Below are 23,971 nucleotides of genomic sequence, written 5' to 3' on the forward strand. Positions count from 1 at the left end.
ATGACAGTATTTTTAAGCCGCGCTTGAAACCACTACCATAGCTGGGCGCAATAGGCGGCCATTAATGGTGTAACCCTTCTGTACAACATCCATTACGGTGTTTGGTTCTAACTCAGGGTTCGGCACCATAGTAATTGCTTGATGCAGTTCAGGGTTGAAAGGTTCGCCATGTGGATCAACCACTTTCACCTCAAAACGCGCCAAGGTTTCTAGCAGATCTTTTAACGTCAGCTCAACACCCTCTCGTACAGGGTCTGATTCACCTGTATCAGGTGCTGATGTTAAAGCGCGCTCAAGATTGTCCGCTACGTTCACAATAGATTTAGCAAACTTTTCTAAACCAAATTTATGCGCTTTCTCAACATCTTGTTCTGCACGACGTCGCACGTTTTGTGCATCCGCATGAGCACGAAGTGCCGCTTCTTTATACTGAGCGACTTCTTCTAGAGCTTTAGCAAGCTCATCATTCTCAGTAACTTCTTCTAATGTCTCTACTTCAGGCTCTAAAAGCTCTTCTACTGTTTCGTTTTGTGTCTCGCTATTCAAAACTTGCTCCGCTTCTAGATTAGGATTTTTTTGCTGCTCACTCATTCTTCAACTCCAAATAACAGAAACAATTCTTTGTCTGTGCTGGTTATATGGGGACAGCTTTTTTCCTTTCAACACTAATGACGCATAATTTTCATGGGAATTAAATTTACTAACAAGACTTGTCAAAAAACAACCAAGTACTGTATAAATAACCATATAAATATATTCTCTCTTTGGAGCCCACTATGCTGACTAGCATTGCTATTTCCAACTTCGCTATTGTTGAATCCCTTGAACTTGAGTTCAAACAAGGCATGACCGTGATTTCTGGTGAAACAGGCGCAGGTAAATCTATCATGGTGGATGCTTTGTCACTTTGTTTAGGCGATCGCACTGATGCCGCTGTAGTAAGGCATGGACAAAAAAAAGCCGATATCAGTGCTAGTTTTGATATTCAGCAATACCCGCATGTTTTTAAGTGGCTTGAAGAGAGAGACCTAGAGCACGAGCAACATTGCATTTTACGTCGAGTCATTAGTAAGGAAGGTCGCTCGAAAGCCTATATCAACGGCCGCCCTTGTACGCTCAGTGATCTAAAAGAAGTGGGCAGTTACCTTGTCGACATTCATGGTCAGCACGAACACCAGTCCCTACTAAAGAAAAACGCCCAAAGACAACAACTTGATGAATACGGTCAACTCACTGAACTGAGCAAAAAAGTCAGTCAGCAATACTCAACATGGCGACAACTTAAAGAAGAGTTATCCGCTCAGCAGAACCGCTCATCCGAGCAAGATGCCAAAATCCAGCTTTTATCTTATCAAGCACAAGAGTTGCAACAGCTCGACTTGAAAGACGGTGAAATCGAAGAACTGGAAAATGAGCAAGCATTCTTATCGAACATTGCCGATTCCCAGTTTAAAGCGTATCAAGCCAGCGGAATCTTGATCGACAGTGACGAAGGCAACGTTTGTTCTTTACTACACCAAGCCATTAACAGCGCCAGCCAAATCCGCCCCGCGACCAAAGAACTAGAAAACGCGCTAGAAATGATGAATGTCGCCTTAATACAAGCACAAGAAGCCGCCGACAGCTTGCATCACTATCAAGACACGCTAGAACAAAACCCAGAACGTCTAAGCGATATAGAACAACGTTTATCTGATATTTACGAGACTGCTCGCAAACACAGAACCTTACCAGAAGGCCTTATCTCTCTTCGTGAAAGCGTCGAAGTAGAGTTAGGCAGCCTACAAGGCAGCGAAGAAAGCATCGAATCGCTCAAAGAAAAAGAAGAACAAGCCTACGAAAAGCTGACTGCTTTAGCGACCACTCTGACTGAAAAACGCATTGTGGCAAAAGACATACTCGCCAAAAAAGTAGAGGAACAAATACACGGCTTGGGCATGCCCCACGCTAGCTTCTATATCCAGTGCCAGCCACTTACCCAAGTGTCTGCCAATGGCTTTGAAGACGTCGAATACATGATCGCCTCTAACCCAGGTCAACCAGCACAACCATTACGCAAAGTGGCCTCAGGCGGTGAATTATCTCGTATCAGCTTAGGCATTCAAGTCGTTACGGCGCACACCTCTATTATTCCAACGCTAGTCTTTGACGAAGTAGACGTGGGTATCAGTGGTGGCATCGCTGAAGTGGTGGGCCGTATGCTGCGCTCAGTAGGCAAACGCGGACAAGTATTCTGCGTGACCCACTTGGCGCAAGTCGCCGCGCAGGGCAACCAGCATTTACGCGTTAGCAAATTGGTTGAAAACCAAGCCACCTCTTCCCAAGTTGAACTACTCAAAGACCAAGACCGAGCACAAGAAATCGCTCGCTTACTAGGCGGATTGGAACTGACAGAACAGACCTTGGCGCATGCCCGTGAAATGCTTGGCAACGTCCAACTGCAATAAAAGCTAGCACATACTCTAGCAAGAATAAGCGTTAAATAGCTTAAAAAAACAAAAAGGCCCAAACTAAACAGTTTGGGCCTTTTTTTCTGCAACCATAAAGTAAGAGCGCTATTACTTCTTTTTAGGGCGCACGTACAAAATCAAACTATGGTCTTCAATTTCAAAACCATGCTCTTCTGCAATTTCATGCTGACGCTTTTCAATAATCGGATCAACAAACTCAATAACTTTACCTGAGTCTAAGCAAATCATATGATCGTGATGGTCGCCTTTTGCCAATTCAAAAACAGCCGTACCCGCTTCAAAATGATGGCGCTGCACTAAACTAGCCGTTTCGAACTGAGTTAATACACGGTAAACCGTTGCTAAGCCTACATCTTCGCCTTGATCCAACAGAGTGCGATAAACATCATCAGCACTCATATGACGGTCGCCCGCACTTTCAAGAATCTGTAAAATTTTCACTCGAGGAAGGGTTACCTTGAGTCCCGCTTTCTTTAGCTCTTGATTTTCGCTAGTCATGAGTCATTCTCTATTCGATCTTGTTGATAATTACTTTATCATTAGCATACCAGAGTAAGGATAATACAAATGAAAAAAACAGTTTTAATATTATGTGCAGCGCTATCACTTGGCGCTTGCAGTTTATTCCCGCCCCCTTACAAGGTTCCAGTATCGCAAGGGAACCTAGTAACAAAGGAACAGTTGTCACAGTTACAAATTGGTATGTCAGAGTCGCAGGTCACTTATCTATTGGGTAACCCCATGCTAAGAGACACCTTTAAGCCAAATGAATGGCACTATATGTTCACATCAATACATGGAACACCAGACACTCAAAGAAGTGAAGTCGACGACTTAGTGCTCATTTTCGACAATGGCATTTTGAAAGAAATCAAAAACAACTAGCCATTTTTTGCTGCACGGTTGGCCCTAGCTTGTTTAGGGTCAACTTTCAGCTCGCGATACAACTCAACTCGCTCACCTTCTTTTAACACTTGTTCTTCCGCATTTCTAACCGCTTTTCCAAAAATTCCGACTTTCACGGTTTCCAGATCCACGTCAGGGAAAAAGGCATTAATATTAGAACGTCGTACAGCATCACGTACACTACAACCTTCCTCAACCTCTAAAGCAATAATCTTTTGCTTTTCAGGCAAAGCATAAGCTACTTCGACTCTCATACTATTCACCGTACACCACTTTTGCTCGCTTACTGAAGGAATCTACCATTGTATTCGCAATTTGGCTAAAGACACTCCCAAAAGCAAACTTCAGCATACCGCTCAATTCAAACTGAATGCTAAGCATAATTTTACAGCTGGTTGGAGACAGTTCTGTAAAGGTCCACACACCATGCAAACGTTTAAACGGCCCCTTAACCAAGGTCATCTCTATTTTATGACAAGGCTGCAAAAAGTTCTTAGTTGTAAACGACTGGCGAGCCGGCCCTTTACCTACTTCCAAAGACGCCACTATCTCTGTTGGCGTTTGAGAAATCAACGTAGAGTCCAAACAGCCCGGTAAGAATTCAGGGTAACCATCAATATCATTAACCAGTGCGAACATTTGCTCGCAGCTATAATTTACATGAGCAAAACGCTCTATATGACTCAAACTAAACTCCTATCCAACCTGCAAATGTAATCACGATCATTGCCGGAATACTGATGTATTTTAACGTCTTATACCACCACTGAAAATGACTAACCTTGTTAGTAATCATCTCATTTTGCAACATAGAGTGAGGAATAAACCATGCCACCAAAATAGACAACGCAATCGCGCCAACGGGCAGCAAGATCAACGACGTAAACTTATCCAACAACTCGAAAAAGTTTAACCCAAACAAAAATTTGCTGTCCCAATGATTAAAAGACAACAACACAGCAATACCGACAAACCAAACGGCAAGTCCCATTAAAAAGGCCGCCTTTAAGCGTGCCATATAGAACTTCTCATGCAGCCAAGCAACAAACAGTTCCAGCATAGAAATAGCAGAAGTTAACGCTGCTACCACCAGTAATAAAAAGAACACACCCGCAAAGAACTGACCACCCGGCAAACCACCAAAAATAATAGGAAGCGATACAAACGTCAGACTTGGCCCAGCTTCAACGTCTATTTGGAATGCAAAAGCCAACGGAAAAATAACCAGCCCAGCTAATATGGCAACCAACAAATCAACACCAACGACAATACTGCAAGCTCGAGCTATCGACATTCGCTTACTCATGTATGCGCCATAGGCGAACATCGCCCCCATACCAACACTTAAACTAAACAGCGCCAATCCAACCGCCGACAACACCACATCAAAAGTAATGTCTTCCCAAGACCAACGAAACATAAAGCTCAACGCTTCATTAATATTGCCTATCATCATCGAATAGGCCGCCAACAGCAGTAAAGTCATTACCAAAATAGGCAACAAAATCCGTACCACAGCAGACAAACCGCGCGTTACAGCTTGACCCACAGTCAGCACTACCAGCGCCATAAACACAGTATGCCATAACAGCATTTCCGCTGGCGTCGAAAGCAATGTATCAAACATGCCCAAGGCACCATCATGCGTAATCGACACAAAATCGCCCGTTACAGCACGATCCAAGTAAGCCAAAGACCAACCCGCAATCACACTATAAAACGTCAAAATCAAAAAGCCTGTAAAACCTGCTAACCAAGGCACAAATACCCAAGCGGGATGAACAATGCGACGCTCGCTTAAATCGTTTACCGTATCAATTGGGTTAGAACGAACGGTACGACCCAAAGCCACTTCGGCCATCAACACTGGCAGGCCTACCAACAGCAAACACGCACAATACACAAACAAAAATGCACCGCCGCCATTTTGCCCGAGCACATAAGGAAACTTCCAAATGTTCCCTAATCCCACAGCCGATCCGCTGGCCGCGAAAATAAATATCCACGGACTTGACCAGATACCTTGTAAACATCGACTTTCCGGCATAAATTTAGGCTCTAATTGCACAACATTGGTTAAGGATAGGAATAAAACGCAAACGTGGCCAACACATCCGCGTTACCTACCCAGATAAAATAATCAACAAGTACGAATTTTCTAACATTCAGGCGCATACCTCAAGAAAAGCATAGGTTTTTGCCTCTATCGACCGTATAATTTCTAACTATGAGTAAAGCAAAGAAAAAATCCAGCAGCACGGGCACCATCGCGCTTAACAAACGTGCAAAATACGACTACTTTGTCGACCAGAAGTTCGAAGCCGGTTTGGTTTTATCTGGTTGGGAAGTAAAAAGCCTGCGCGAAGGCAAAGCCCAATTAGTAGACTCCTTCGTCATCATTCACCAAAACGAAGCGTGGCTCGTCGGTGCGCGTATTACGCCATTGCTTAGCGCCTCAACGCATGTTGTTTGTGAACCGATGCGACAACGCAAATTGCTATTAAACCGCAAAGAGCTTGACCGGATCATCCAAGTTACCGAGCAAAAAGGCAAAACCTGTGCGGCCATGGCGCTGTATTGGAAAGGCAACAAGATCAAATGCGAAGTAGCCTTGGTAACCGGTAAAAAAGAACACGATAAACGTGATACCGAGCGTGATCGTGATTGGTCAAGAGATAAAGAACGACTAATGAAACACAGTGCTTAGTATTTAATATACATAGGCTATACTTAATACTGTATGAATATGAACACACTAAGCATTTCAGCGTTATCTCTAGCGTAAGCACATTGTTTGCGATAGACTAGCGTTACCTTTTTGGGGGCGACATGGTTTCGACGTCGGTTACAAACCCAAAGGTGCATGTCGAGAGTGATGCGTGATCTCGTAAATCCCCCGCATCAATTTTATAGTCGCAAACGACGAAAACTACGCTTTAGCAGCCTAAACCGCTGCTAGTGTGCTGCCCTCAGGTTGCTTGTAGCCAGAGATTCTGCAGTATCATAAATTACAAGATGCTAACTGATGCCCCGCCTAGGGATAAGGTTCTAAGATTAAGTAGGCTCGCCATTAACACCCTGTCCTTCGGGCGGTTCGTGGTCAAATAATAGAAGTGACTATGCATGTAGAGCCGATGGCAGAGGACTGACGGACGGGGGTTCGACCCCCCCCGCCTCCACCAATTAAACACTTGATGTATAAGGGTTTTTTATTCTCAAAAGGGTAAAGCGTCCAAAAGGTGTCCATCAAGAAAAATAAGCCGCTTAATCAGCGGCTTTTTTTATGCCTGTAATTCCATGTTTATCTAGTGGGTTAAGTGTTAGCGCGTCTAGTAGGTGATCGGGGGAGAGGTGCGAATACCTCATGGTCATTCTAATATCAGAATGGCCTAGAATTCTTTGAAGGGTAAGAATGTTTCCGCCGTTGATCATGAAATGACTGGCGAACGTATGTCGTAAAACGTGCGCCGCTTGGCCCGCTGGTAACTCAATTTTGCTTCTTTTTAATGCTCGCCTAAATGCACCAATTGAACTTGTAAAAACATTATTGGACGCGCTTTTTCTGGCGTGGGTTAGTAGTTCATCAAATAGCCATTGAGATATTGGGACGGTTCTATTTTTTCCGTTTTTGGTATCGGTAAAGGTTAGACGGTTATGGTGTATTGTTTGTGTGGTTATCCCTTCCGCTTCCCCCCAACGTGCGCCAGTTGATAAGCAAATGAGCGTTATAAGTTTCGCGTGGGGGTTTTGGCATTTGTCCAAGGCAGAAAGCAGGGTTTCTATTTGGTCGGTTGTTAGGTATGAGAGTTCATTTTCGGGAACTTTAATATTGTCAATTTCGGCCAGTGGGTTTGCATAATCAATCTCGCCAGACTTGCGGAGTGAGTTAAAAAGCGAATTTATGTACCCGAGTTCATTGTTTAGCGTTTTGGGCTTAATGCCTTCTTTAGTTCGGGTGGCTCGATAGCGTGAAAACGTAAGCGGTTGCAGATCGGCGGCTATCGGGTTGCTTAGCTTTTCGGTTATTAGCCTAAGTTTAGACAAGCGGCGCTCGCCGTCTTTTAGGTGCTGACCATGAAGTAAAAACCAAGGTTCTAAAAGTTCAAGAAGGCGGCGGGAGTCTTTGGGCTTTGGATTCCAAGCTTTACCTGTTGTGGTTTCTTGAGCTTCTACAAATTTTTGGTATCGCTCGGCCTCCGCTTTGGTTTTGCATGTTTTGCGGTATCGCTTACCATTTGAACCGCCAGCGCGGAAATCGACCTTCCAGCCGCTAGGTGTTTGTTTAATGCTCATAGTTTGCGACCAAACCAAACAACACGACCAATGATTTTTAGGCGCTCCAGGTCATGCTTTGAAATTTCTATGCTTAAGTGGTTTTTGTTGTCACTGGTTACCGCTACACGGCCATCAAGTAACTTTTGTACACGTTTTACAAATAGCTCGCCTTCAAAATTAATAACGTAAATACCGCCCTCGCTTCCTACTATGTTTTTTTCACGATCAATTAGTAAAGAATCCCCGCTATTAATGGTCGGCTCCATGCTGTCACCTTTGGCGTAAATACCTATAAGGTCTTTGCTTGATATGCCTTCACGTTTTAACCATTCACGGCTTAAGCTTAAATGCTGTTCTATCGGCTCAGCTTCTACCAGTGCCCCACCGCCCGCGCTGGCCTGTATTGCGTAATGTGGAATTGTTAATTGTTGCGCCGTGCTTCCTGTTTCCATTTTGTCGCCCTTCCCTGTTAGCAACCATTCTAAAGAAATCCCTTTTTCTAATGCGGTCATACATACCTCTTTGTAAGGTATTACGTCCCTGTTTTTCCAATGGAAAACGCCCGTTTTGCTCAATCCGAAAATTTCAGAAAGCTGTTTGTCTGTTGTCGCATTATGAATACTTTTCAATCTGCCTATAACTTCAATCGAATTATTCATTTAAAAAACCCTCAAATTCTAATTATGTAATTTACACGCTCTAATTTTTTATCTAGCATTACCATAATCCACCAAATTAGAGACAAACGACTCTAAAAAGGTAATAAAAAACACTATTTTGGAGCATACCGCGATGGACGAAGAAACAAAAGACCAACAAACACCCGCATTTGTACAAGTTGTGCAGGCTTTGCCCCCTTACATGGCCCCTAAGGAATGGGCGCGTTTAGTGGGTAAAACTGAGGCGGCTATAAAACAGGATTTGAGAATGGGAACAGTAGCCCGCTATCAGCCGGTAGCAAATGGCCGTGTTTATGTGAACGTCATCAAAGAAATTGAGCGCGCCGAAAATGCGCCGGATTATTAATTATGAATATTTATGATTTGGGAGCGTTCACACTTTTGATTGGCTGTTTGGTTTTTCTTGGTTTTGGGGGTTCGTCGTGGGTTTAGGTGAAGACATTACTCATGCCTGCATTAATTGCGGTTGGAGCGGTGAAGCTGACGAAACCTTGTTTTTAGACGGCTGGGAAGCTTGCCCAGAGTGCAAGGAATACGACTATTTATTTTCGGGAAGTGAATTAGACGAGCAAGGGCTTAGGGGGTGATGTTTTGAAAACTGCAAATATTATTAATGTGTCAGGCGGTAAAGATTCAACTGCAACATTACTTCTGGCTATTGAGCGTAACACAAAAAACATTACTCCAGTGTTTGCTGATACAGGAAATGAGCACGAGCAAACCTATCAATACCTTGATTATTTAGAACAACGGCTTGGCCTAGAGATAGAGCGTGTTAAGGCAGATTTTTCTAAGCAGATCGCCAGAAAGCGCGATTTGACAATGGCTAAATGGAGAGAGGAAAAGATTGATGAAAGCATTATTGAGCGTGCGATTTCTGTTTTAGAGCCAACTGGAAACCCATTTTTAGATTTGTGTCTGTGGAAGGGGCGGTTTCCATCAATGAAGGCGAGGTTCTGCACAGAGGAATTGAAGGTTTTACCTATCAATCAATTTATTGAGCCAATGTTAAAGGAGTATAGAGCTATTTATTCTTGGCAGGGGGTTAGGGCTGACGAGTCGCCAAGCCGAGCGAAGTTACCAGAAATAGAAGTGGAATTTGGTGATATTGAAGAAGGGAAAGGTCTTTTTAATTATCGGCCTATTTTGTCTTGGTCTGCTACTGAGGTTTTTGAGTTCCATAGAAAGCATGGGGTTGAGTGGAACCCATTGTACGAGCAAGGCATGGGGCGTGTTGGTTGTATGCCTTGTGTTAACTGCAATAAAACCGAGCTTAGAAAAATAGCACGTCAATTTCCTGATGTTATTGAGCGTTTAAGAGAGTGGGAGGAGATTATATCTATCGCTTCAAAGCGTCAATCATCAACGTTCTTTCCTGCTGTGACTGATGCAATGGTGAAGGGTGATGACCGTATTTTCTATAAGACTCACGGAATAGACAGAATCGCTGAATGGGCGTTGACCGCACGTGGAGGCCGTCAATTTGACTTGTTGGGAGATGATGAGGGCTCTGTTTGCCATTCTGTTTATGGGTTGTGCGAATGACCGCCATAGAAGAACAGCGCAAACAATTAACCGCGTTTTTAACTACATGCCCGCCCCGACAAATTACGGCGGCTTTGTGGCGTTCTTATCTCGAAATGAAAAAACAGGAAATGGATAGATGACTAACCAAGAAAACGAAAAACGCTTTTTTAACATGCTAAGCGCGGCGCCAGAATTAAAACAGTATTGGGACGAAGCCGAGGGCGTAGCAAAAATTAAGTCTATCCAGATCGCCATAGATCGAAACAGCAAAGGAAGCGCCGCGCTTTTAAACTTTTTTGGTTCGGTATGGTTCGGCAATTCGGAAATGTTCAAATTTGACTTTATTAAAGCGGTTAAATCTATGGAAGGTCGAGACCGTAAGATTTTGCGCCGCTGGTTGGCTGATCCGTTCTTTTGTGACGAGTGGGCAAAGTAATGAATCAACCAACAAAAGAATGCATAAAATGGCGCAGTGAACTGTTAGACGGTTTAAGCCCTCAAGACGTGGGGTATTTAACCGCGCGTCTTGACGAGTTGGACCGCGCAAAGGGTTATGTTGAATCTAATTCATGGCTTAGAGGTGCGATTAAGAATGTTGAGTTGATCAGCCGCTTAAGTGTTACTGGGATGCGTGAAACAGTTTTAAAAGAGGCTGAGAGAAGACAGAAACGTGAAGGCCAAGCGGTGGCCTATGCTTGGGTGCGTTCGGTGGTTGATCGGTTGTTTTTTTGTGACGAATGGATAACAGACTTAACGGGCGACAAGTTGGCAAACTGGGCCAATGAAAAAAGCCGCCGTTTTGAAATGTCATCAAAAGGGCTTCAAGCACGTAAAGGGTTAACGGTTTTCGATTATGTGAAGAAAGAAGCTGAAGCAGTAAATGCTAACTTCAATCAATGGGACGATGCCGAGAAAGTGGAAGCCTTAATGTTGCGCATGTGTACGCCCGAATGGTGGGCTCGCCAAGCTAAGCGACATTATAGAGCTGTTGAAAATATACGCCGCGAATGTGGGCAAGTGTGCAATCAACAATCCCCCTATGTTTCCCGCTGGGGAATCAATCGCTATCGGAAACAACGCCAAGCAAACCGCGCTTTTTTAGAAAGCTGGGAAGCCATAAACCAGCATGAACAAAGCTTTCTATTGTCGGAATTGGCAGATAAAAGCATTTCAAACCCTATACATAATAAAGCTGAGTTAAGTGTAAGAATCAGGGGCTTGCAATATTTGGCGGTACAAAGCGGCCACGAAGCGAGATTCATAACGATTACATGCCCTTCTAAATATCACCCTGTCCATAAAGATACTGGGTTTCGCAATAGAAAATTCTATGCGTTCGGTTGCCCTTCTCCCCGCGAGGCTCAGCAATACTTAAATAAACAATGGGCAAAGATACGCGCCGCCTATGATCGAGAAGGCATCAAGTTCTATGGGATTAGAACAGTGGAACCACATCATGACGGCACGCCTCACTGGCATTTGATCCTATTTGTAGCCAAGAACCAAAGCGCGAGACTTTTAGAAATAGCGGAAGAATACGCTTTAGAAGTAGACGGCCATGAGCAAGGCGCAGACAAAAGCCGCTTTGATGAAATATTACTTGACCCAGAAAAAGGCGGCGCGGTGGCGTATGTGGCGAAATACATAGCGAAAAACATTGATGGCAAAGACGCAAATGGAAAACCGCTAGAAATACTGGACGAAGAAACAGGCCGCACGTTTGTAGACAGTGCTGAGCGGGTACAAGCGTGGAAGGCTCGCCACGGCATAAGACAATTTCAATTTTTGGGCGCTTCATCGGTCACGGTGTGGCGTGAAATCCGCCGCCTAAAAGATTCAATCCCGAAAGCTTTTTCTGAGATTTACACGGCGGCGGTTGCCAATGATTGGAAGCGTTTTAGTGAGTTGATGGGATCGGGTAAAGGTCAGGCTTTAAGGCCGTTTTACGAGCAAGGGGAAAATAATCAATTTGGAGAGCCTACGATGAAAATTAAAGGGCTTTGGAATGTTTTTGCGGAATATGTGCCCACACGCTTGTTTGAGTGGACTATTCAGCGCGTAGGGGCTGGGGCTTTGTCTTTAGGAGCGGCGGAGCCGTTCCCTAGAAATCGTGTCAATAACTGTACGGGGGGCGTAGCTCCCCCATACCAAGTGCCAATTTATCAATAAAAGGAGCGGTCAAAATGGAAAACCAAGAATTAAAAGCGTTACTTGCAAAACGGAAAACGGCGCAAGCCAAGCTAAAAGGAGAATTTGCGGGCTTAAAGAACATTAGCCCAATGGCGATTATGACGGGCGGTTTTAAATCGCTTGAAGGCGTGGCGGCGCAATTCGAAAGCGTGGCGTTTTTGAATGATGCCGTAATCAATGAACTAGCAGAGAGGGCTTTAAAGAATGGCTGAGTCAGTGGGGTTTATTCAATGCGATTTTAAGCACTGTGAAGAAATCGTCGAAGTTAAAAAAGCGGGTGGCCGACGTGGGACGCTATACACGATCTGCCCGAGCTGTGGAACGAATCAAGGCACCGGTACGAACCGCCAAACATGGTTAAACGCTAACCTAAAGGCCAGCCGTGAAGAAGTGGAAAATTCACGGCCAGAAGTGACCGAAGAAAAAGCCGCTGAGCCTAATAAAACCGAGGTTTCAAGCGAACAAGAACAGGCCGAAGAAGTGGCCGAGGTGAAACCAGAAATTAAACCTAAAAGGCTTGAAGCCGCCCCACCCGCTTTGCTGGGTATCATGGCGCTTTTGGTAACCGTAGTTAGTGCATTTTTAGCAACCAAAAAATCAAAGGAAAAAACAGTATGAGCGATATTAGCCAAGAACTAGAAGCGCCAGAAGTGGCCAACATAACCGAAGATCAAGCCGACTTCCTAAAAGAATTAGAAGCGGAAGAAGCCCAAGCGGATTTTGACCCAGAAGAAGCCAAGGCCGAAAAACAGGCCGAAGCCGAGCAAGTGCAAATGGACGAACAGGCGGCGCTTTTAACAGCCATGAGTGGGTTAGGCATGATTGAATTCAGCTTAAAGCGCGTTATCCATAAAGATTTCGAATTCACGGCAGAAACTAAAGCCTATGCAATCGAAAATCTGGGCCCTGTTTTAGTGAAATATGGCGCTTTACTGCCAGGTTGGTTGGCGGCTTATGATGCGGAAATCAAAGCGGCTATGGCCGTTGGTAAATTGGTGTCTGAGGGTGTGAGCACGGCGCAAACGCTCAAAGAAAAAGACCAAGCCGAAGCAAAAGCCAGCGCGGAAGAAAAAGCGCGCGTTCGGGTGGCGGCATGAGTTTAAAACCGATCAACAAAAATAATGAACTAACTGAGAACCATTGGTTGATCGTTGGATCGTCTGGTTCGGGAAAAACAACAGCGGTTAAGCAATTGGGAATCGTGGGGGCTACTGATCAAGTGGCCCTGTTTGACCCATACCAAGATTATGACGATTTGTGTGGGCGGGAGGTTCGCCGTTATGAATCCCTAGCAAAATTTGCGCGGGCATTATTTGCTGGGAGAGCGGCCAAGAAAGCCCAAGGGTTTAAAATCGCGTTTAGTCCAGTGGACGGCGCAACGCCTAAAAATTTGGAAGCTTTTTCAAAGATTGTTTGGGGTGCTGGGAATGGTCACCATAAAAAGCCGCTTAAGGTGGTAATGGAAGAACTCGCCAAGTGTGTGACAACCAGCGGCAAAGCGACTGGAGCATTTGGGGAAATATTAACAGGTGGCCGGAAGTTTGGATTAGAGGCGATTTGTATTTTTCAGCGCGGGCAAGAAGTACCCAAAACGATTGTGGGCAATTGCGCTAATAAATGGGTGGGCCGCCAGCAAAGATTAAATGATGCCGTTTATTTGTCGAAAGAATTGGATTTTCCAGAGCAAGCGATTAAAACCTTGCCACGGTATCACTATTTAATAAAAACCAATGATCATGATATAGGTGAATTTGACCAAGGAAAACTACGCAAACTTAAGTCATGAACCGTAAAGGAAGTGTAAATAAAAGGCCGTTTTAACCTAAAGGTTAAGCGGCTTTTTTGTGTGTTGACCTAAACCGAAGCCGTTTAATAGTTTTGCCGTTGTTAGGTTTAGTTTTTAGTTAATAACAAGGGTAAAAAATATGAACGTTAAAAAATATGCACCAATGGCAGTGGTAGCGGTACTGATCGCGGTGGCTGTTGTTTGGTCTTCTAACAATGTTGACGTTGTTGAAGACGCAATAGGCTAAGGGGAAAAAAACAATGCTTTTAGTACCTAAAAAATTAAATGGTTTTAATGGTGTGGGCTGGGGTAGCAAGGCTTCAATGTCTTTACCAGTTGGCCCGACTTATAACGAGATTCAGTTAATCACTTCGCTGACGGCGGCGCAAATTCGCCAAGTTACTGTGAGTGTGAACGGTGAAACTATCGTACAGGTAAGCGGTGCACAGCTTGTAATGATGGAAAAGTACAAAAAACATTTTGTACAGGAAGCTGAATTTGAAACCACGGGCGAAGGTGAAAGCGAAGTAACCACACTAACTCAAAGCGGTGTGTTTGTTATTCCGTTTACCAATCCAACCGCGAAAAACCAAAACGGCGCATATTTTGGCGGCTTGGTGACATTGCAGGGTGAAAACGTAACGTTAGAAGTTGAGATAGATAACGGCTCGGGTTCACTGTCATTAGAAGGCATGGCCTTTCTCGCACCAAGTCAAACACGCCGAATCTTTATGCCGCGAATTCGTGAGCATATTTTTCAAGCAAACGCGATTGGGTGGAATGATTTTACAACCTTCCCAGCGGGCGCGGCTGTGAATATTCGACGCGCTTACTTCAAAGGTGAAGTCAATCGTTTGATTGTTGATCGTGATACAACAACGCTTTTCGATGTAACCAAGGAAGTGCAAGCAGTACAGCAAAAGCGTGTAGATCGAGTACCACAAGATGGCTACTTTGTTTTTGATCCTACTATGTATGGATACGAACAGGCCGACGTGCTGAATACTGGCTATAACTCGGAATTTGTATTCCGTCTTGATCTAGGCGCGGCGAGTTCTGTGCCGATTCTTGTCGAGTCTGTTTTACAAGTTGGCCCGCTTAACGTCTAAGGGGGTTGTATGAGTTTATGGGACGATATTAGTAACGGTGCAAGCTCTATCTACAATTCTGCGGCGGATTCTGTAAGTGATGCCGCGGAGGGGGTATACGGTTTGTTTGATGTAGAGGATAGCGAAAACGCGCCGCAAACATACCAACAAACAGCATCGCTTGAACAGTCGGCCACTGGTGAAACAGTCTCACAAATTCCAGATGCTCAAAACAACACAGGGGCGCAAGTAACAACAACCGCCCAAACAAACTACACGCCGTACTTCATTGGGGGCGGCGTGTTAATTGTTGTTTTGCTGTTTTTGGCTTTAATGATGCGGAGGAAATAATGCCTATAGTTTTATTGGCTCCCCTTCTATCTGGAGTCGTGGGGTTCGGTGCTGGTTGGTGGGCGGGCGATTCGTTCGGCTGGGTAAAGTGGCTTTTGATTTTTGCGCTGGCGGTGTTTGGTGCTCACAAGATGGGGGTAATTTAATAATGACTTTGATTAGCTATTTAATGCGTTCCCTAATTGTGGCGGTGGCTTCCTTCTTTATCTCTAAAAAATTGGGGGTGGTTTAAATGTCCGATTTAGGCAGCTTAAGTACTGGCGGCGGTGACGTTAGCGCCGATTTAGGGGCTACCGCCACAAATACAGGTGGTACCAATGCACTAGGCGGCTTTAGCTTTGGTAGTTACAACGAGTCAACAAATTACACACCATATATTATTGGGGCTGTGGTGTTGGCTGGTGTTTGGTATCTATTTAAAGGCCGCAAAAAATGAATGTTTCACGCGAGCTATGGAAACCTGAAACGCCCGCGCTTTTGCGTGGCGCATGTGGCCCCGATGTTGAAACCATTAAAGCGCAAGTTGAAAGCGGGATTGCCCACCTTTACCACTTCACAGGAAACGAAACCGACATTTGGCTGGTTACCCGAGGTGAAGAATACCCAGAAGGAAATGAACTGGTTATTTTGTGCGCGGCGGGTTACGGCATGAAAGATGCGGGTGAAGTACTAAAAGACAGCGCCCGCTTAATGGGGTTTTCATGTATTCGATACCACACACCAAACTTAGCAGTTTATAAACTGTATGAAAAATATGGTTTTGGTGGTGCTGAAGTTGAGCGCGTATATAAAGTGGATTTAAAAGGGGGCGTAAATGTCGAGTAAATCGAACAGCTCAAATTCAACAACAAACAACGTCTCAAATTATAACCTCCAAGGGCTAGAAACTAATGGCGCGGTGGTGGCGGGTACAGGTAACACGGTTACAACAACCGACCACGGGGCAATTGATGGCGCTTTTGGGTTTGGAGAACAGGCTTTAGAGTTTGCAGGCGGCGTGGTTGGTAGCAATGAAAAAGTAACAACCTACGCAATTGATAAAAATAGCGATTTAGCGGGGCAAACAATCGGCTTTGCAGAAAATGCGATAGAAAGCAGTTTAGATTTTTCTAAAGATTTGGTTACTCAAAATGCTACAAATTCTGCAAATTCCGTGGCGGCCATTCGTGACTTAACGAGCACATTAACAGGGGCCGACAACAACGAAAGCAACCTAAAGGCGCTTTATGTGGCCGGGGCCGTGGTTAGTGTTGTGGGTATTGGAATGTTTGCAATGTTGGGAGCGCGTAGATAATGAAAATTACATTGCAACCAGATCAGCAAGCACAAATCCCGCAACGCGGCCAAACCGTTGTGTATCTGAGTGGTGAAACAGACCTACTTTTTGAAGCGGGTTTATCTCGCTTTAGAATCCCAGCGGGCGGGCAGGTGACACTGCCAGAAGTGTTTGAATCTATCAGCGTTAAAAACATGGGGAGCGTTGAGAATAACGCTGAGTTTTTATTGATCGAAGGCGAATATTCAAGGCTTTCTGATGTTTCTATTGTGCAGATACAAGGCATTACTAACGCCATTACTGCAAATGTTGCCAGCTTGCCAGCGGTGCAAATCTCCCAATTGCCAGCGGTGGAAGTTGAAAGTTTGCCGTCTGTGCAGGTTTCACAATTGCCAGCGGTAGAAGTATCTGAATTGCCCGAAGTGGTTAAAAAAGATGTTTCCAATGTCCTAACGACCACTTACACGGTAGCAACTGAAAGTGTTGTAACGATTCCGGCAAAAGTTGGGCGCAAGCGTTTAGTTATACAGGCTTACACGCCGTCATTGAATACAACCATTTGCCGAGTGAGTGACACAGCAAAAACAAGCATTGAAGGGCAAATATTGGCGGCTGGCGGTGGCTTGCTGGGTGAATTAGAACACAAACACGCCGCCGCTTTAAAAGTCTGGAATCCGTCCGAGGATGATGTAATAGAAATAATTCTGCAGGAGGAATTTTAACAATGTCTGCATCATATATAGGCTCGTTTTTGATGGGCCAGCAAATAACGGAATTACAAGTTGCGCTTGATGCTGAAAAAGCAAAAACCGCAACATTAGAAACATGGGCAAGTGATCGCGTTAAATATGCATATCCTAACGGCGGTAGTGAAGGAGATGAAAAACAACTTTCTTTAGACAGTGTCTACTATATGTCTTCACCTTTTCCCGCTGGGGTTGGTTTTTCCACTTACACTGAATATTTTTCAGAAACTAATAATGAATGGGTAAGGCATCAGACATCATTTTATTTTCACAGTGGTGGCGGCGCTGGGGGTCATGGTTGCTTGTCTTACCCTAGAGTGAAGGAAGGCGGAGTTGTTGTGACAACCGGTGCCATTAATATTATTAATAATCCTGAGAACGGCGGGGGATGGAATTTACAAGACGGCAATACAGGTACGCAGCTCAAATGGCGTGTTTGCTGTGTTCGAGAGGATTAGAAACCATGAAAATTTATGCGAAAAATGGCGAAAGCCAGCAAAGAATTCTAGATACTGGAATTACTAAAAAATCCGCTGGTCTTGGTTCTGAATACATGCTGATGCAAGTTGAGCGCCCTACACCAGAGCACACGGCGGCGGGTGGCGTTTGGGTATTGCCAGAAGTGGAAGAACCAGAACAGGCGGAAGAATAATGAAAAACCTAGTTCTAGCCGTTGGCGGGCTGGGGCTGGCCTACGCAATTTACAGGAGTAGCAAATTGCTAAAAGTTGATAACGTGCGCGGCATGCGCAACAAAAACCCAATGAATGTGGTTAAAACAAACATTGCATGGGATGGAAAAGTACAAGGCGATGATCCAACGTTTGAGACGTTTAAAAGCTACTCATACGGAATTAGAGCGGGTGCAAAATTGCTTGTGAACTATCAAGCGTTGCATGGAATTAACACCGTTCGCGGCCTTATCTCGCGTTATGCACCAGCGCACGAAAACCCAACGAACGCATACATTCAAAGCGTAGCAAGTGCGGCGGGTGTTGATGCAGACGAACCAATAACGGTAAAAGAAAAGTTGCCCGAGTTGGTTAAAGCGATTATTAACTTTGAAATTGGTGCTGTGCCCTTCTCAAGCTGGTATATCAATAATTCAATAAAGGAATTTGTTTGATGAAGTCATTTATTCAAAAGCACAAAAAAAGCCTTGCATCGTTATTAGTGGTCGTGGGTGTGGCAGTAACGCCAATCCCCTCTGCTATCTGGTCAATTGCCGCCCCGCTGATCGTTGACGGTGTGGCGGAGGTGTCGCCGGAATGATCGACAACGCCACGGCAAATTCCTATATAACGTCTGGAGGCGTGTTAGTCATGGGAGGATTAACAGCAAACGAAGTGGCCATGTATGGCGGCTTATTCTTTGCGGGTGCGACTTACCTCACCAACTTAATTTTTAAGATCAAAGCGGAAAGGCGAGGCCAGAGATTAGAGCGCCGAAGCAATCAGCCAGACTTAAGAGAAGTAAAAACAGAAAGAAGAGAAGCCGCCGAGTAGCGGCTTTTTTGTGTTACTTACAATCAAATTTCAAGGATACTGTTCTAGTTTGATTGAATGCGCTTTTGCCGAGTAGTAATGAAGATGCGGTATTAGCGAGGGTAGTGGTATTATCGTCTAAATCATAGTCGTTTGATTCTTCTTGGGATTCTTCAATAACATAAAACTCTTTACCGTATTTTTTACACTGATTGGCTGCTGTTTCTAGGGCTATTTGCTTGGCTTCTTTTGTATCGCCATTTTCAACGGTAGCTTCGGCAATATAACCATCTTGCAATGGTGTTACAGTGCCAAGTGATTGACAACCAGCAAGGCCAAGAGTAGCAGTAGCAATAAGAGAGAAAGCAAGCTTTTTCATTTGGTAACGTCCTTAATTTATTGTTGAGCTTTCATTAAATAATCTTTAGGTGTTCCATTCAATAAGAAAAATCAGAAAGCTATAAAGCGGCTTTTTCTCGTGTCCAAAAAGTGTCCACGCAAACACCTTAAAACACCTAAAAGCTGTGTTTATAACCAGTGTTTTATGGGATAATGAGCGCACGAAAAAACCTTAAATGATTGATTTTGTTTGATAATTTATTTCCTGCGCGGTGGGTTCGACCCCCCCCGCCTCCACCAATTGCAAAAGGCGGTCAGATTTCCATATTTTTCAACAACTTATGGACTGGCCGCCTTTTTATTTCCCCCACGTTTTTCCCCCACGCAATCCCCCCTCTTATCTTTCTAGATTGATATCCAACACCAAATTCAAAGTAACCCTTAAAAGTTTTGAAGTATTTACTAAAAAAAGGACTCCTTTTAAAGAGCCCTCTTAATCATATACTTAAACGTCAGGCTTATTTATATCAGCCAGTAAACTCACCAGACGCCTCCCCTTAGCAGTCAGATGAACAAGCTTCCTTCGCCTCTCTCTAGGGTCTTCAGTTGCTCTAATCAAATCCAATCCAGCCCTCCCATAACGATGGTGAGCAGAAAGTAGAGCTGTATTCCGAGAACTCGAGGACTGGGAAAAGTTAGCTCTATGAGCCATATCCGCCATAGTTACACCTTCCTCTAGAGCAGATATAAGGAAAGCATGTAAGGCATTAAGAGTCATCTCTGGGTACATCACTCGTATAACCTTAATGCTCTCACAAAATCGCTTTAAGTTAGACTTATCAAATGTCTTTGCGCACATCACTCAACCTCCTTAAAGCCTTTCTTAGGGTCTCTCCAATGATCTAAATAAAAGCCAGCTGAGCTGTATGCAAGCTCGCCTACATTAGGAATTCTCACGTAAACATCACCAACAAATAAGTTGATAATCAGTGAGCCAATCTCAAGACCAACACCCCACCTATCTATCGTCAACTTCATGATTCACACCTCATTTCCCATAAGAAATTTCACTTTTAGCACAAAGAAAAAATCAACAAAAGAACTAAAAATCAATGACTTATATTACACTCTACAAATGATGCAACTATGAATACATACGAACTCAGGCCACTATTGACCTATAGAGGAGACCCATGCAAGGGTACATAGATAAAGAAGCTGAAAAGTTTTTTTAAGGGCAAGAGTTGTTTCACGATACTTTCATGAGTAAAACACATCCTCAGTCTGTATTGTGTCATTCACACATATAGCCTTGATGTTGAACTGAGTGCTAACCAATATTTAAGAAGATCCGATCTCTAAACAAACCGCCTTCATAATCAGAATTAACCTATTAATAGTCCAAGCTAGGCATCTACTAAGCTTTATCTCTGGCCTAGGTCATTTAATGACCAGTATGCTATTATGTTCTATGTCAGCATTCAGTGAGCGTGCTGACTGATTAAGTGTTAGCCACTTCTCGATTCATGGAGACCTATGAATTTACGAGAATGGTTAACGGATGTTTACCGTAAAGCGAAAACTGAATTTATCTTATTGTACTTTTTCTATCTTGAAGTGACCTATAACCCCAAGACAATTCAAAGGGTAAAGGTTCTTAGAGAAATTATGCGATTAACCAGAATTATACTCAACTTACCAAGTAATGGAGGTGACAATGGATGATAGATTATTTGCTTTAGGCCAAGATTTGAGGCTAAGCCTCACCAGTTCGTCTGAAACACAAACACTTAACAGTAAATAAACTTATCAACATCGAGAGTTGTTAATACTCTCATGCAATTAAAAGTAAGGTAGGTAGCAATACCTGAAATTGATAGCTCGCTGCTGAGGATCAAGAATTATGATTTCAACAACATTTAGCCGAAAATTATTCGATTCATTAAAGAATCCGTGTATCTTTGGTGAAAATGTGGTCATATCTCAAGATTCTGATTCTTGTTGTGCTTTTCTCATTACCTTTTTGGTTGCCTGTGGTTTTTTCCATCGAACATATAAAAGGCCAGAGAGAAGCTTACCTTTAGAAAAGCTGCTACCGACAGAAAGGCTTCGAATCAGAGCACCACCAGCCTTCCTCTTCATCATCTTAAATATAGGCACATCCTCATGACGATATACCCATATTTCAAGAAATATTAAAGACATATCTTTATATTACTAAAGAAAGTTCTTCTAGATAAACCTACAATTTCATAAAAAATACATTTAATTCAGCCTTCTTCAGTTGTATTTATTAAGAAGAGTTCCTTGAGCTGCTTTTCTAGCTAATTGATCAACTAGATCATTTATCGGATGATCTGAATGCGCCTTAACTTTCTGAAAACTAACATTAATATTGCCCAATAGAGCATCTAATTGAATCCATAAATCTTTGTTCTTTACTGGCCTCTTAGAACTAGTTAACCAATTATTACATTTCCACTTTAACAACCACTGCTCACATCCATCTTTGACATACTGACTATCTAAATAAATAGTTAAATCAGCCTTACTATTAGATAGGAACTCAATCGCTCTAATAACGGCCATTAACTCCATCCTATTATTTGTAGTACCTTCTTCACGGCCACTTACTTTAATCGTTTCACTACCGTTTAAGATAATAAAAGCCCATCCTCCAGAAGCTCCCTCTTTACCATTGTTTAGACAAGAGCCATCTGCATACACATTAATATTTAAACTCATTTAACATCACCCGTTTGAATTAACTTAACAACCCTAAGAGCAAGCCAACGAGACTCCCTAATAAGCAATGACTTACTGTTAATGAGGTTGCTAATGAGCTGAATAAAAGAAAATGAAGAAGCGAAGTCACAGAACTAACACATCAATTCTTAGATGTTTGAAATGAAGGTAAAAGACTCATACAACAAGAGCTTATGACTTAACCGCTCAAGCTTTAAGGTCTATCTATAGGTCTATCTATAGGTCTATCTATAGATCTATCTATAGGTCTATCTATAGGTCTATCTATAGATCTATCTATAGGTCTATCTATAGGTCTATCTATAGATCTATCTTTAAGGTCCCCCCCCCTACCCCCCATCAATATTCATATTTGAATGATCAATGATTAGTTATCTCTCTTAAGACACTCACAAAGACAATCTATAGACCTTCACCAAGGTAAACTTATCAATCTATTCTGAATCTATGATGATTAATCTATCCTAAGATCTTCTAAAGACCATCTAAGGGTAAATCAATTCTTATAGCCTGAATTTCAGCTTTCTTCTCCCATAAGTGTCCCCTAATTAAAATGTCTTTATTATCAATGGATTAAAAACTCTCAGCTTTAGCATTTCTACACGCTCTTTTTACTGATGATGTGGAGATCCCAAAGTGCTCCGCAGTGACTTTAATAGACGTTTGGTTTGAAGCTCTCCAAGAGGCTACGGCTTCATCATCAATCACTTTTTCCTTACCTAAGTTTTTTCCTTCAGACCTAGCTTTTTCAATGCCAGCCATCTGTCGAGCTTTAATGTTTGATCTTTCTAACTCTGCTACTGCTGATAGCATTGTTAGCATGGCTTTGCCTATCGGTGTTGATAGGTCAAAACCCTCTCTCAAAGATACCACTGAGACGCTCTGAGACTGCATTAGAGAGACAGTTTCTAGAACATCTATCGTATCCCTACCTAAACGATCAATTGCGCTTACAATCACTGTATCGCCTTCTCGTACATAAGCTAAGAGTGCCTTCATTCCCTCCCTTTGAGATGACTTCACCACTCCTGAGACAGCCTCATCAATGAACCATTTATCAATAGAATAAAGCTCACTGATTTTATATTGCTGACTCTCTGTAGACTGTCCATCAGAACTAACACGAACATAAGCGACTACGGCCATAAATACTCCATAAGTAGGTCAAAAGGTATGGATCATTATATTAATGTGGATCATAGCCTTGTCAACAGCTTTGAGCCATCTATTAGGTAGGATCTTTAGGGTGGATCAAAAGGTATACCCTGTGAGCCATCGCACTAGCTAATCACCATAGATTGCTGATAGTCTTGTTTTGTAGGGTAATTGAAAGGAAGTAGGCATATGAATTGTGTCAAGAGTGTCATCAGTGTTATCCCACTAATTTTGATAGGATGCAGTAACCCTGACAGGGTTAATGATAAAACTTTGGAGGACAAGATTGCTCGTGAACTACTCTGTATAGCTTCTTCTGAAAGATTCATGCTATACGATGAGGCTCAGAAGCATCTAAAGCACTTGCAGGATGCTCGTTCACATTACTGGGATGTTAATGGTAAAGAGCTAGATCTTAAAGTGAGAGTACTCTTGGCTAGGGAACATATATCAATAATCCCCAAAGAATATGCCGCCCAACTTCTCATGGAAGAATGCAAAACTAAAGTACCTAAGCTAAGTTATGAGTCAATTCGCTAATATTGATATAGGGTCGTTCTTTGTATGATTAAGCCCTCTATTAGAATTCTAAATTTGACAAAGCGTACATGCCCCATACACGTAAATATCCCAAAACTCTAGGGGGTTATGGGGGAAAACTACGGTTGCGTATCTCGTATATGGGGTCAAAAATTTGTTGTAAAAATATCGCCTTTGATCGATAAACAATCTAAATCAAGACGCACTATAAATTCCCCATTTAGACTCAAATTTCATTGTATGTTCAAGGAGGGGCAAGATGAACAGACTAGAGAACCTACTCTTACTGCATAGTATCCCCCTGTGTCAGGATAGTTGTCGCCTCATTTGTTATTATAAATAGACAGGGGACGGTAAGTGAAAACCAGTGGATTACCAAAGACATTCAAGTG

At 43.2% G+C, this 23,971-nt stretch carries 34 protein-coding genes and 1 other RNA gene; 24 read left to right on the forward strand and 11 right to left on the reverse strand.

The window, feature by feature from the left end:
• Window positions 1-12: 12 nt before the first annotated feature.
• On the reverse strand, window positions 13-591 hold the full coding sequence (gene grpE, locus DFP77_RS05745; protein WP_114411325.1) for a nucleotide exchange factor GrpE: 579 nt from the start codon (window positions 589-591) through the stop codon (window positions 13-15).
• A 185-nt stretch (window positions 592-776) separates the two neighbouring features.
• Between grpE and recN the strand changes: the two genes are divergently transcribed.
• Window positions 777-2,447: a DNA repair protein RecN gene (gene recN / locus DFP77_RS05750; protein WP_114411326.1), complete on the forward strand. Its 1,671-nt coding sequence runs from the start codon at window positions 777-779 to the stop codon at window positions 2,445-2,447.
• A 111-nt stretch (window positions 2,448-2,558) separates the two neighbouring features.
• Here the strand turns inward: recN and fur are convergent, their stop codons facing one another.
• Complete coding sequence (gene fur, locus DFP77_RS05755) at window positions 2,559-2,969, reverse strand: ferric iron uptake transcriptional regulator (RefSeq protein WP_110576067.1); 411 nt, start codon at window positions 2,967-2,969, stop codon at window positions 2,559-2,561.
• Window positions 2,970-3,038: 69 nt separating this feature from the next.
• Between fur and DFP77_RS05760 the strand changes: the two genes are divergently transcribed.
• Window positions 3,039-3,356 carry an outer membrane protein assembly factor BamE gene (locus DFP77_RS05760; RefSeq protein ID WP_114411327.1) on the forward strand — a complete coding sequence of 106 codons (318 nt, stop codon included), beginning with the start codon at window positions 3,039-3,041 and terminating at the stop codon, window positions 3,354-3,356.
• Here DFP77_RS05760 and DFP77_RS05765 read toward each other — a convergent pair.
• From DFP77_RS05765 to DFP77_RS05775, 3 genes are read right to left on the reverse strand one after another with little or no spacing between them, the layout of a single operon-like run.
• Window positions 3,353-3,631 (reverse strand): RnfH family protein, encoded by a 279-nt coding sequence (locus DFP77_RS05765; RefSeq protein ID WP_110576071.1) that lies wholly within the window; start codon window positions 3,629-3,631, stop codon window positions 3,353-3,355. The two genes, DFP77_RS05760 and DFP77_RS05765, sit on opposite strands and share 4 nt — an antisense overlap.
• Before the next feature lies 1 nt (window position 3,632).
• Window positions 3,633-4,064: a type II toxin-antitoxin system RatA family toxin gene (locus DFP77_RS05770; protein ID WP_114411328.1), complete on the reverse strand. Its 432-nt coding sequence runs from the start codon at window positions 4,062-4,064 to the stop codon at window positions 3,633-3,635.
• A 1-nt stretch (window position 4,065) separates the two neighbouring features.
• Complete coding sequence (locus DFP77_RS05775) at window positions 4,066-5,424, reverse strand: sodium-dependent transporter (protein WP_114411329.1); 1,359 nt, start codon at window positions 5,422-5,424, stop codon at window positions 4,066-4,068.
• Between the two features lie 180 nt (window positions 5,425-5,604).
• On the opposite strand from DFP77_RS05775, the gene smpB reads away from it, so the two are divergent.
• Both smpB and ssrA read left to right on the forward strand, forming a co-directional pair.
• Window positions 5,605-6,084 carry an SsrA-binding protein SmpB gene (gene smpB, locus DFP77_RS05780; protein WP_114411330.1) on the forward strand — a complete coding sequence of 160 codons (480 nt, stop codon included), beginning with the start codon at window positions 5,605-5,607 and terminating at the stop codon, window positions 6,082-6,084.
• 113 nt (window positions 6,085-6,197) lie between these two features.
• Window positions 6,198-6,559, forward strand: a transfer-messenger RNA (tmRNA) gene (gene ssrA / locus DFP77_RS05785).
• Between the two features lie 82 nt (window positions 6,560-6,641).
• On the opposite strand, the gene DFP77_RS05790 is transcribed toward ssrA, so the two are convergent.
• Together DFP77_RS05790 and DFP77_RS05795 are read right to left on the reverse strand one after the other, a co-directional pair.
• On the reverse strand, window positions 6,642-7,670 hold the full coding sequence (locus DFP77_RS05790) for a phage integrase (RefSeq protein WP_114411331.1): 1,029 nt from the start codon (window positions 7,668-7,670) through the stop codon (window positions 6,642-6,644).
• Window positions 7,667-8,311 carry a LexA family transcriptional regulator gene (locus tag DFP77_RS05795; RefSeq protein ID WP_114411332.1) on the reverse strand — a complete coding sequence of 215 codons (645 nt, stop codon included), beginning with the start codon at window positions 8,309-8,311 and terminating at the stop codon, window positions 7,667-7,669. The genes DFP77_RS05790 and DFP77_RS05795 overlap by 4 nt, the downstream gene beginning before the upstream one ends.
• A 133-nt stretch (window positions 8,312-8,444) precedes the next feature.
• Between DFP77_RS05795 and DFP77_RS05800 the strand changes: the two genes are divergently transcribed.
• From DFP77_RS05800 to DFP77_RS05885, 20 genes are all read left to right on the forward strand, one after another.
• Window positions 8,445-8,678, forward strand: coding sequence for a hypothetical protein (locus DFP77_RS05800; protein ID WP_114411333.1), 234 nt, complete (start codon window positions 8,445-8,447; stop codon window positions 8,676-8,678).
• A 76-nt stretch (window positions 8,679-8,754) separates the two neighbouring features.
• Entirely contained in the window at window positions 8,755-8,919 is a 165-nt protein-coding gene (locus DFP77_RS19530; protein WP_181858498.1) for a hypothetical protein, read from the forward strand.
• Between the two features lie 4 nt (window positions 8,920-8,923).
• On the forward strand, window positions 8,924-9,877 hold the full coding sequence (locus DFP77_RS05805) for a phosphoadenosine phosphosulfate reductase domain-containing protein (RefSeq protein ID WP_114411334.1): 954 nt from the start codon (window positions 8,924-8,926) through the stop codon (window positions 9,875-9,877).
• A gap of 118 nt (window positions 9,878-9,995) precedes the next feature.
• Window positions 9,996-10,295 (forward strand): hypothetical protein, encoded by a 300-nt coding sequence (locus tag DFP77_RS05810; RefSeq protein WP_114411335.1) that lies wholly within the window; start codon window positions 9,996-9,998, stop codon window positions 10,293-10,295.
• Window positions 10,295-12,028: a replication endonuclease gene (locus DFP77_RS05815; RefSeq protein ID WP_114411336.1), complete on the forward strand. Its 1,734-nt coding sequence runs from the start codon at window positions 10,295-10,297 to the stop codon at window positions 12,026-12,028. The genes DFP77_RS05810 and DFP77_RS05815 overlap by 1 nt, the downstream gene beginning before the upstream one ends.
• 14 nt (window positions 12,029-12,042) lie before the next feature.
• Window positions 12,043-12,261: a hypothetical protein gene (locus DFP77_RS05820; protein WP_114411337.1), complete on the forward strand. Its 219-nt coding sequence runs from the start codon at window positions 12,043-12,045 to the stop codon at window positions 12,259-12,261.
• Window positions 12,254-12,667, forward strand: a complete 414-nt coding sequence (locus DFP77_RS05825; RefSeq protein ID WP_114411338.1) for a hypothetical protein — start codon at window positions 12,254-12,256, stop codon at window positions 12,665-12,667. Before DFP77_RS05820 ends, DFP77_RS05825 begins: the two co-directional genes overlap by 8 nt.
• Entirely contained in the window at window positions 12,664-13,146 is a 483-nt protein-coding gene (locus tag DFP77_RS05830) for a hypothetical protein (protein WP_114411339.1), read from the forward strand. The genes DFP77_RS05825 and DFP77_RS05830 overlap by 4 nt, the downstream gene beginning before the upstream one ends.
• The gene (locus DFP77_RS05835) at window positions 13,143-13,835 is read left to right on the forward strand and encodes a type IV secretory system conjugative DNA transfer family protein (RefSeq protein WP_114411340.1); all 693 of its coding nucleotides are present in this window, start codon (window positions 13,143-13,145) and stop codon (window positions 13,833-13,835) included. Before DFP77_RS05830 ends, DFP77_RS05835 begins: the two co-directional genes overlap by 4 nt.
• A 260-nt stretch (window positions 13,836-14,095) precedes the next feature.
• A complete protein-coding gene (locus DFP77_RS05840) occupies window positions 14,096-14,944 on the forward strand; it encodes a major capsid protein P2 (protein WP_114411341.1) in 849 nt (282 codons plus the stop codon).
• Window positions 14,945-14,953: 9 nt separating this feature from the next.
• Window positions 14,954-15,274: a hypothetical protein gene (locus DFP77_RS05845; RefSeq protein ID WP_114411342.1), complete on the forward strand. Its 321-nt coding sequence runs from the start codon at window positions 14,954-14,956 to the stop codon at window positions 15,272-15,274.
• A 232-nt stretch (window positions 15,275-15,506) separates the two neighbouring features.
• Window positions 15,507-15,710 (forward strand): LPXTG cell wall anchor domain-containing protein, encoded by a 204-nt coding sequence (locus DFP77_RS05850; RefSeq protein WP_114411343.1) that lies wholly within the window; start codon window positions 15,507-15,509, stop codon window positions 15,708-15,710.
• The gene (locus DFP77_RS05855; RefSeq protein ID WP_114411344.1) at window positions 15,707-16,099 is read left to right on the forward strand and encodes a hypothetical protein; all 393 of its coding nucleotides are present in this window, start codon (window positions 15,707-15,709) and stop codon (window positions 16,097-16,099) included. The genes DFP77_RS05850 and DFP77_RS05855 overlap by 4 nt, the downstream gene beginning before the upstream one ends.
• A complete protein-coding gene (locus DFP77_RS05860) occupies window positions 16,089-16,568 on the forward strand; it encodes a hypothetical protein (protein WP_114411345.1) in 480 nt (159 codons plus the stop codon). The genes DFP77_RS05855 and DFP77_RS05860 overlap by 11 nt, the downstream gene beginning before the upstream one ends.
• A complete protein-coding gene (locus DFP77_RS05865) occupies window positions 16,568-17,272 on the forward strand; it encodes a hypothetical protein (protein ID WP_114411346.1) in 705 nt (234 codons plus the stop codon). Before DFP77_RS05860 ends, DFP77_RS05865 begins: the two co-directional genes overlap by 1 nt.
• 2 nt (window positions 17,273-17,274) lie before the next feature.
• On the forward strand, window positions 17,275-17,754 hold the full coding sequence (locus DFP77_RS05870) for a hypothetical protein (protein WP_114411347.1): 480 nt from the start codon (window positions 17,275-17,277) through the stop codon (window positions 17,752-17,754).
• Window positions 17,755-17,759: 5 nt separating this feature from the next.
• Window positions 17,760-17,948, forward strand: a complete 189-nt coding sequence (locus tag DFP77_RS05875; RefSeq protein WP_114411348.1) for a hypothetical protein — start codon at window positions 17,760-17,762, stop codon at window positions 17,946-17,948.
• Window positions 17,948-18,421: a structural protein gene (locus DFP77_RS05880; protein WP_114411349.1), complete on the forward strand. Its 474-nt coding sequence runs from the start codon at window positions 17,948-17,950 to the stop codon at window positions 18,419-18,421. Before DFP77_RS05875 ends, DFP77_RS05880 begins: the two co-directional genes overlap by 1 nt.
• Window positions 18,421-18,567 (forward strand): hypothetical protein, encoded by a 147-nt coding sequence (locus tag DFP77_RS19535; RefSeq protein ID WP_181858499.1) that lies wholly within the window; start codon window positions 18,421-18,423, stop codon window positions 18,565-18,567. The genes DFP77_RS05880 and DFP77_RS19535 overlap by 1 nt, the downstream gene beginning before the upstream one ends.
• Entirely contained in the window at window positions 18,564-18,800 is a 237-nt protein-coding gene (locus tag DFP77_RS05885) for a phage holin family protein (protein ID WP_114411350.1), read from the forward strand. The genes DFP77_RS19535 and DFP77_RS05885 overlap by 4 nt, the downstream gene beginning before the upstream one ends.
• A gap of 13 nt (window positions 18,801-18,813) precedes the next feature.
• Here the strand turns inward: DFP77_RS05885 and DFP77_RS05890 are convergent, their stop codons facing one another.
• The 4 genes from DFP77_RS05890 to DFP77_RS05920 all read right to left on the reverse strand — a co-directional run bounded on the left by DFP77_RS05890 (window position 18,814) and on the right by DFP77_RS05920 (window position 23,030).
• Entirely contained in the window at window positions 18,814-19,158 is a 345-nt protein-coding gene (locus DFP77_RS05890) for a hypothetical protein (protein WP_114411351.1), read from the reverse strand.
• A gap of 818 nt (window positions 19,159-19,976) precedes the next feature.
• Window positions 19,977-20,156, reverse strand: a complete 180-nt coding sequence (locus DFP77_RS05900) for a hypothetical protein (protein ID WP_114411353.1) — start codon at window positions 20,154-20,156, stop codon at window positions 19,977-19,979.
• A 1,242-nt stretch (window positions 20,157-21,398) separates the two neighbouring features.
• Complete coding sequence (locus DFP77_RS05915; protein ID WP_114411356.1) at window positions 21,399-21,863, reverse strand: ribonuclease H family protein; 465 nt, start codon at window positions 21,861-21,863, stop codon at window positions 21,399-21,401.
• Between the two features lie 594 nt (window positions 21,864-22,457).
• A complete protein-coding gene (locus DFP77_RS05920) occupies window positions 22,458-23,030 on the reverse strand; it encodes a recombinase family protein (protein WP_114411357.1) in 573 nt (190 codons plus the stop codon).
• Window positions 23,031-23,971: the final 941 nt, after the last annotated feature.

The organism is Marinomonas foliarum (assembly GCF_003337275.1).
GTDB classification, from domain to species: Bacteria; Pseudomonadota; Gammaproteobacteria; order Pseudomonadales; family Marinomonadaceae; genus Marinomonas; species Marinomonas foliarum.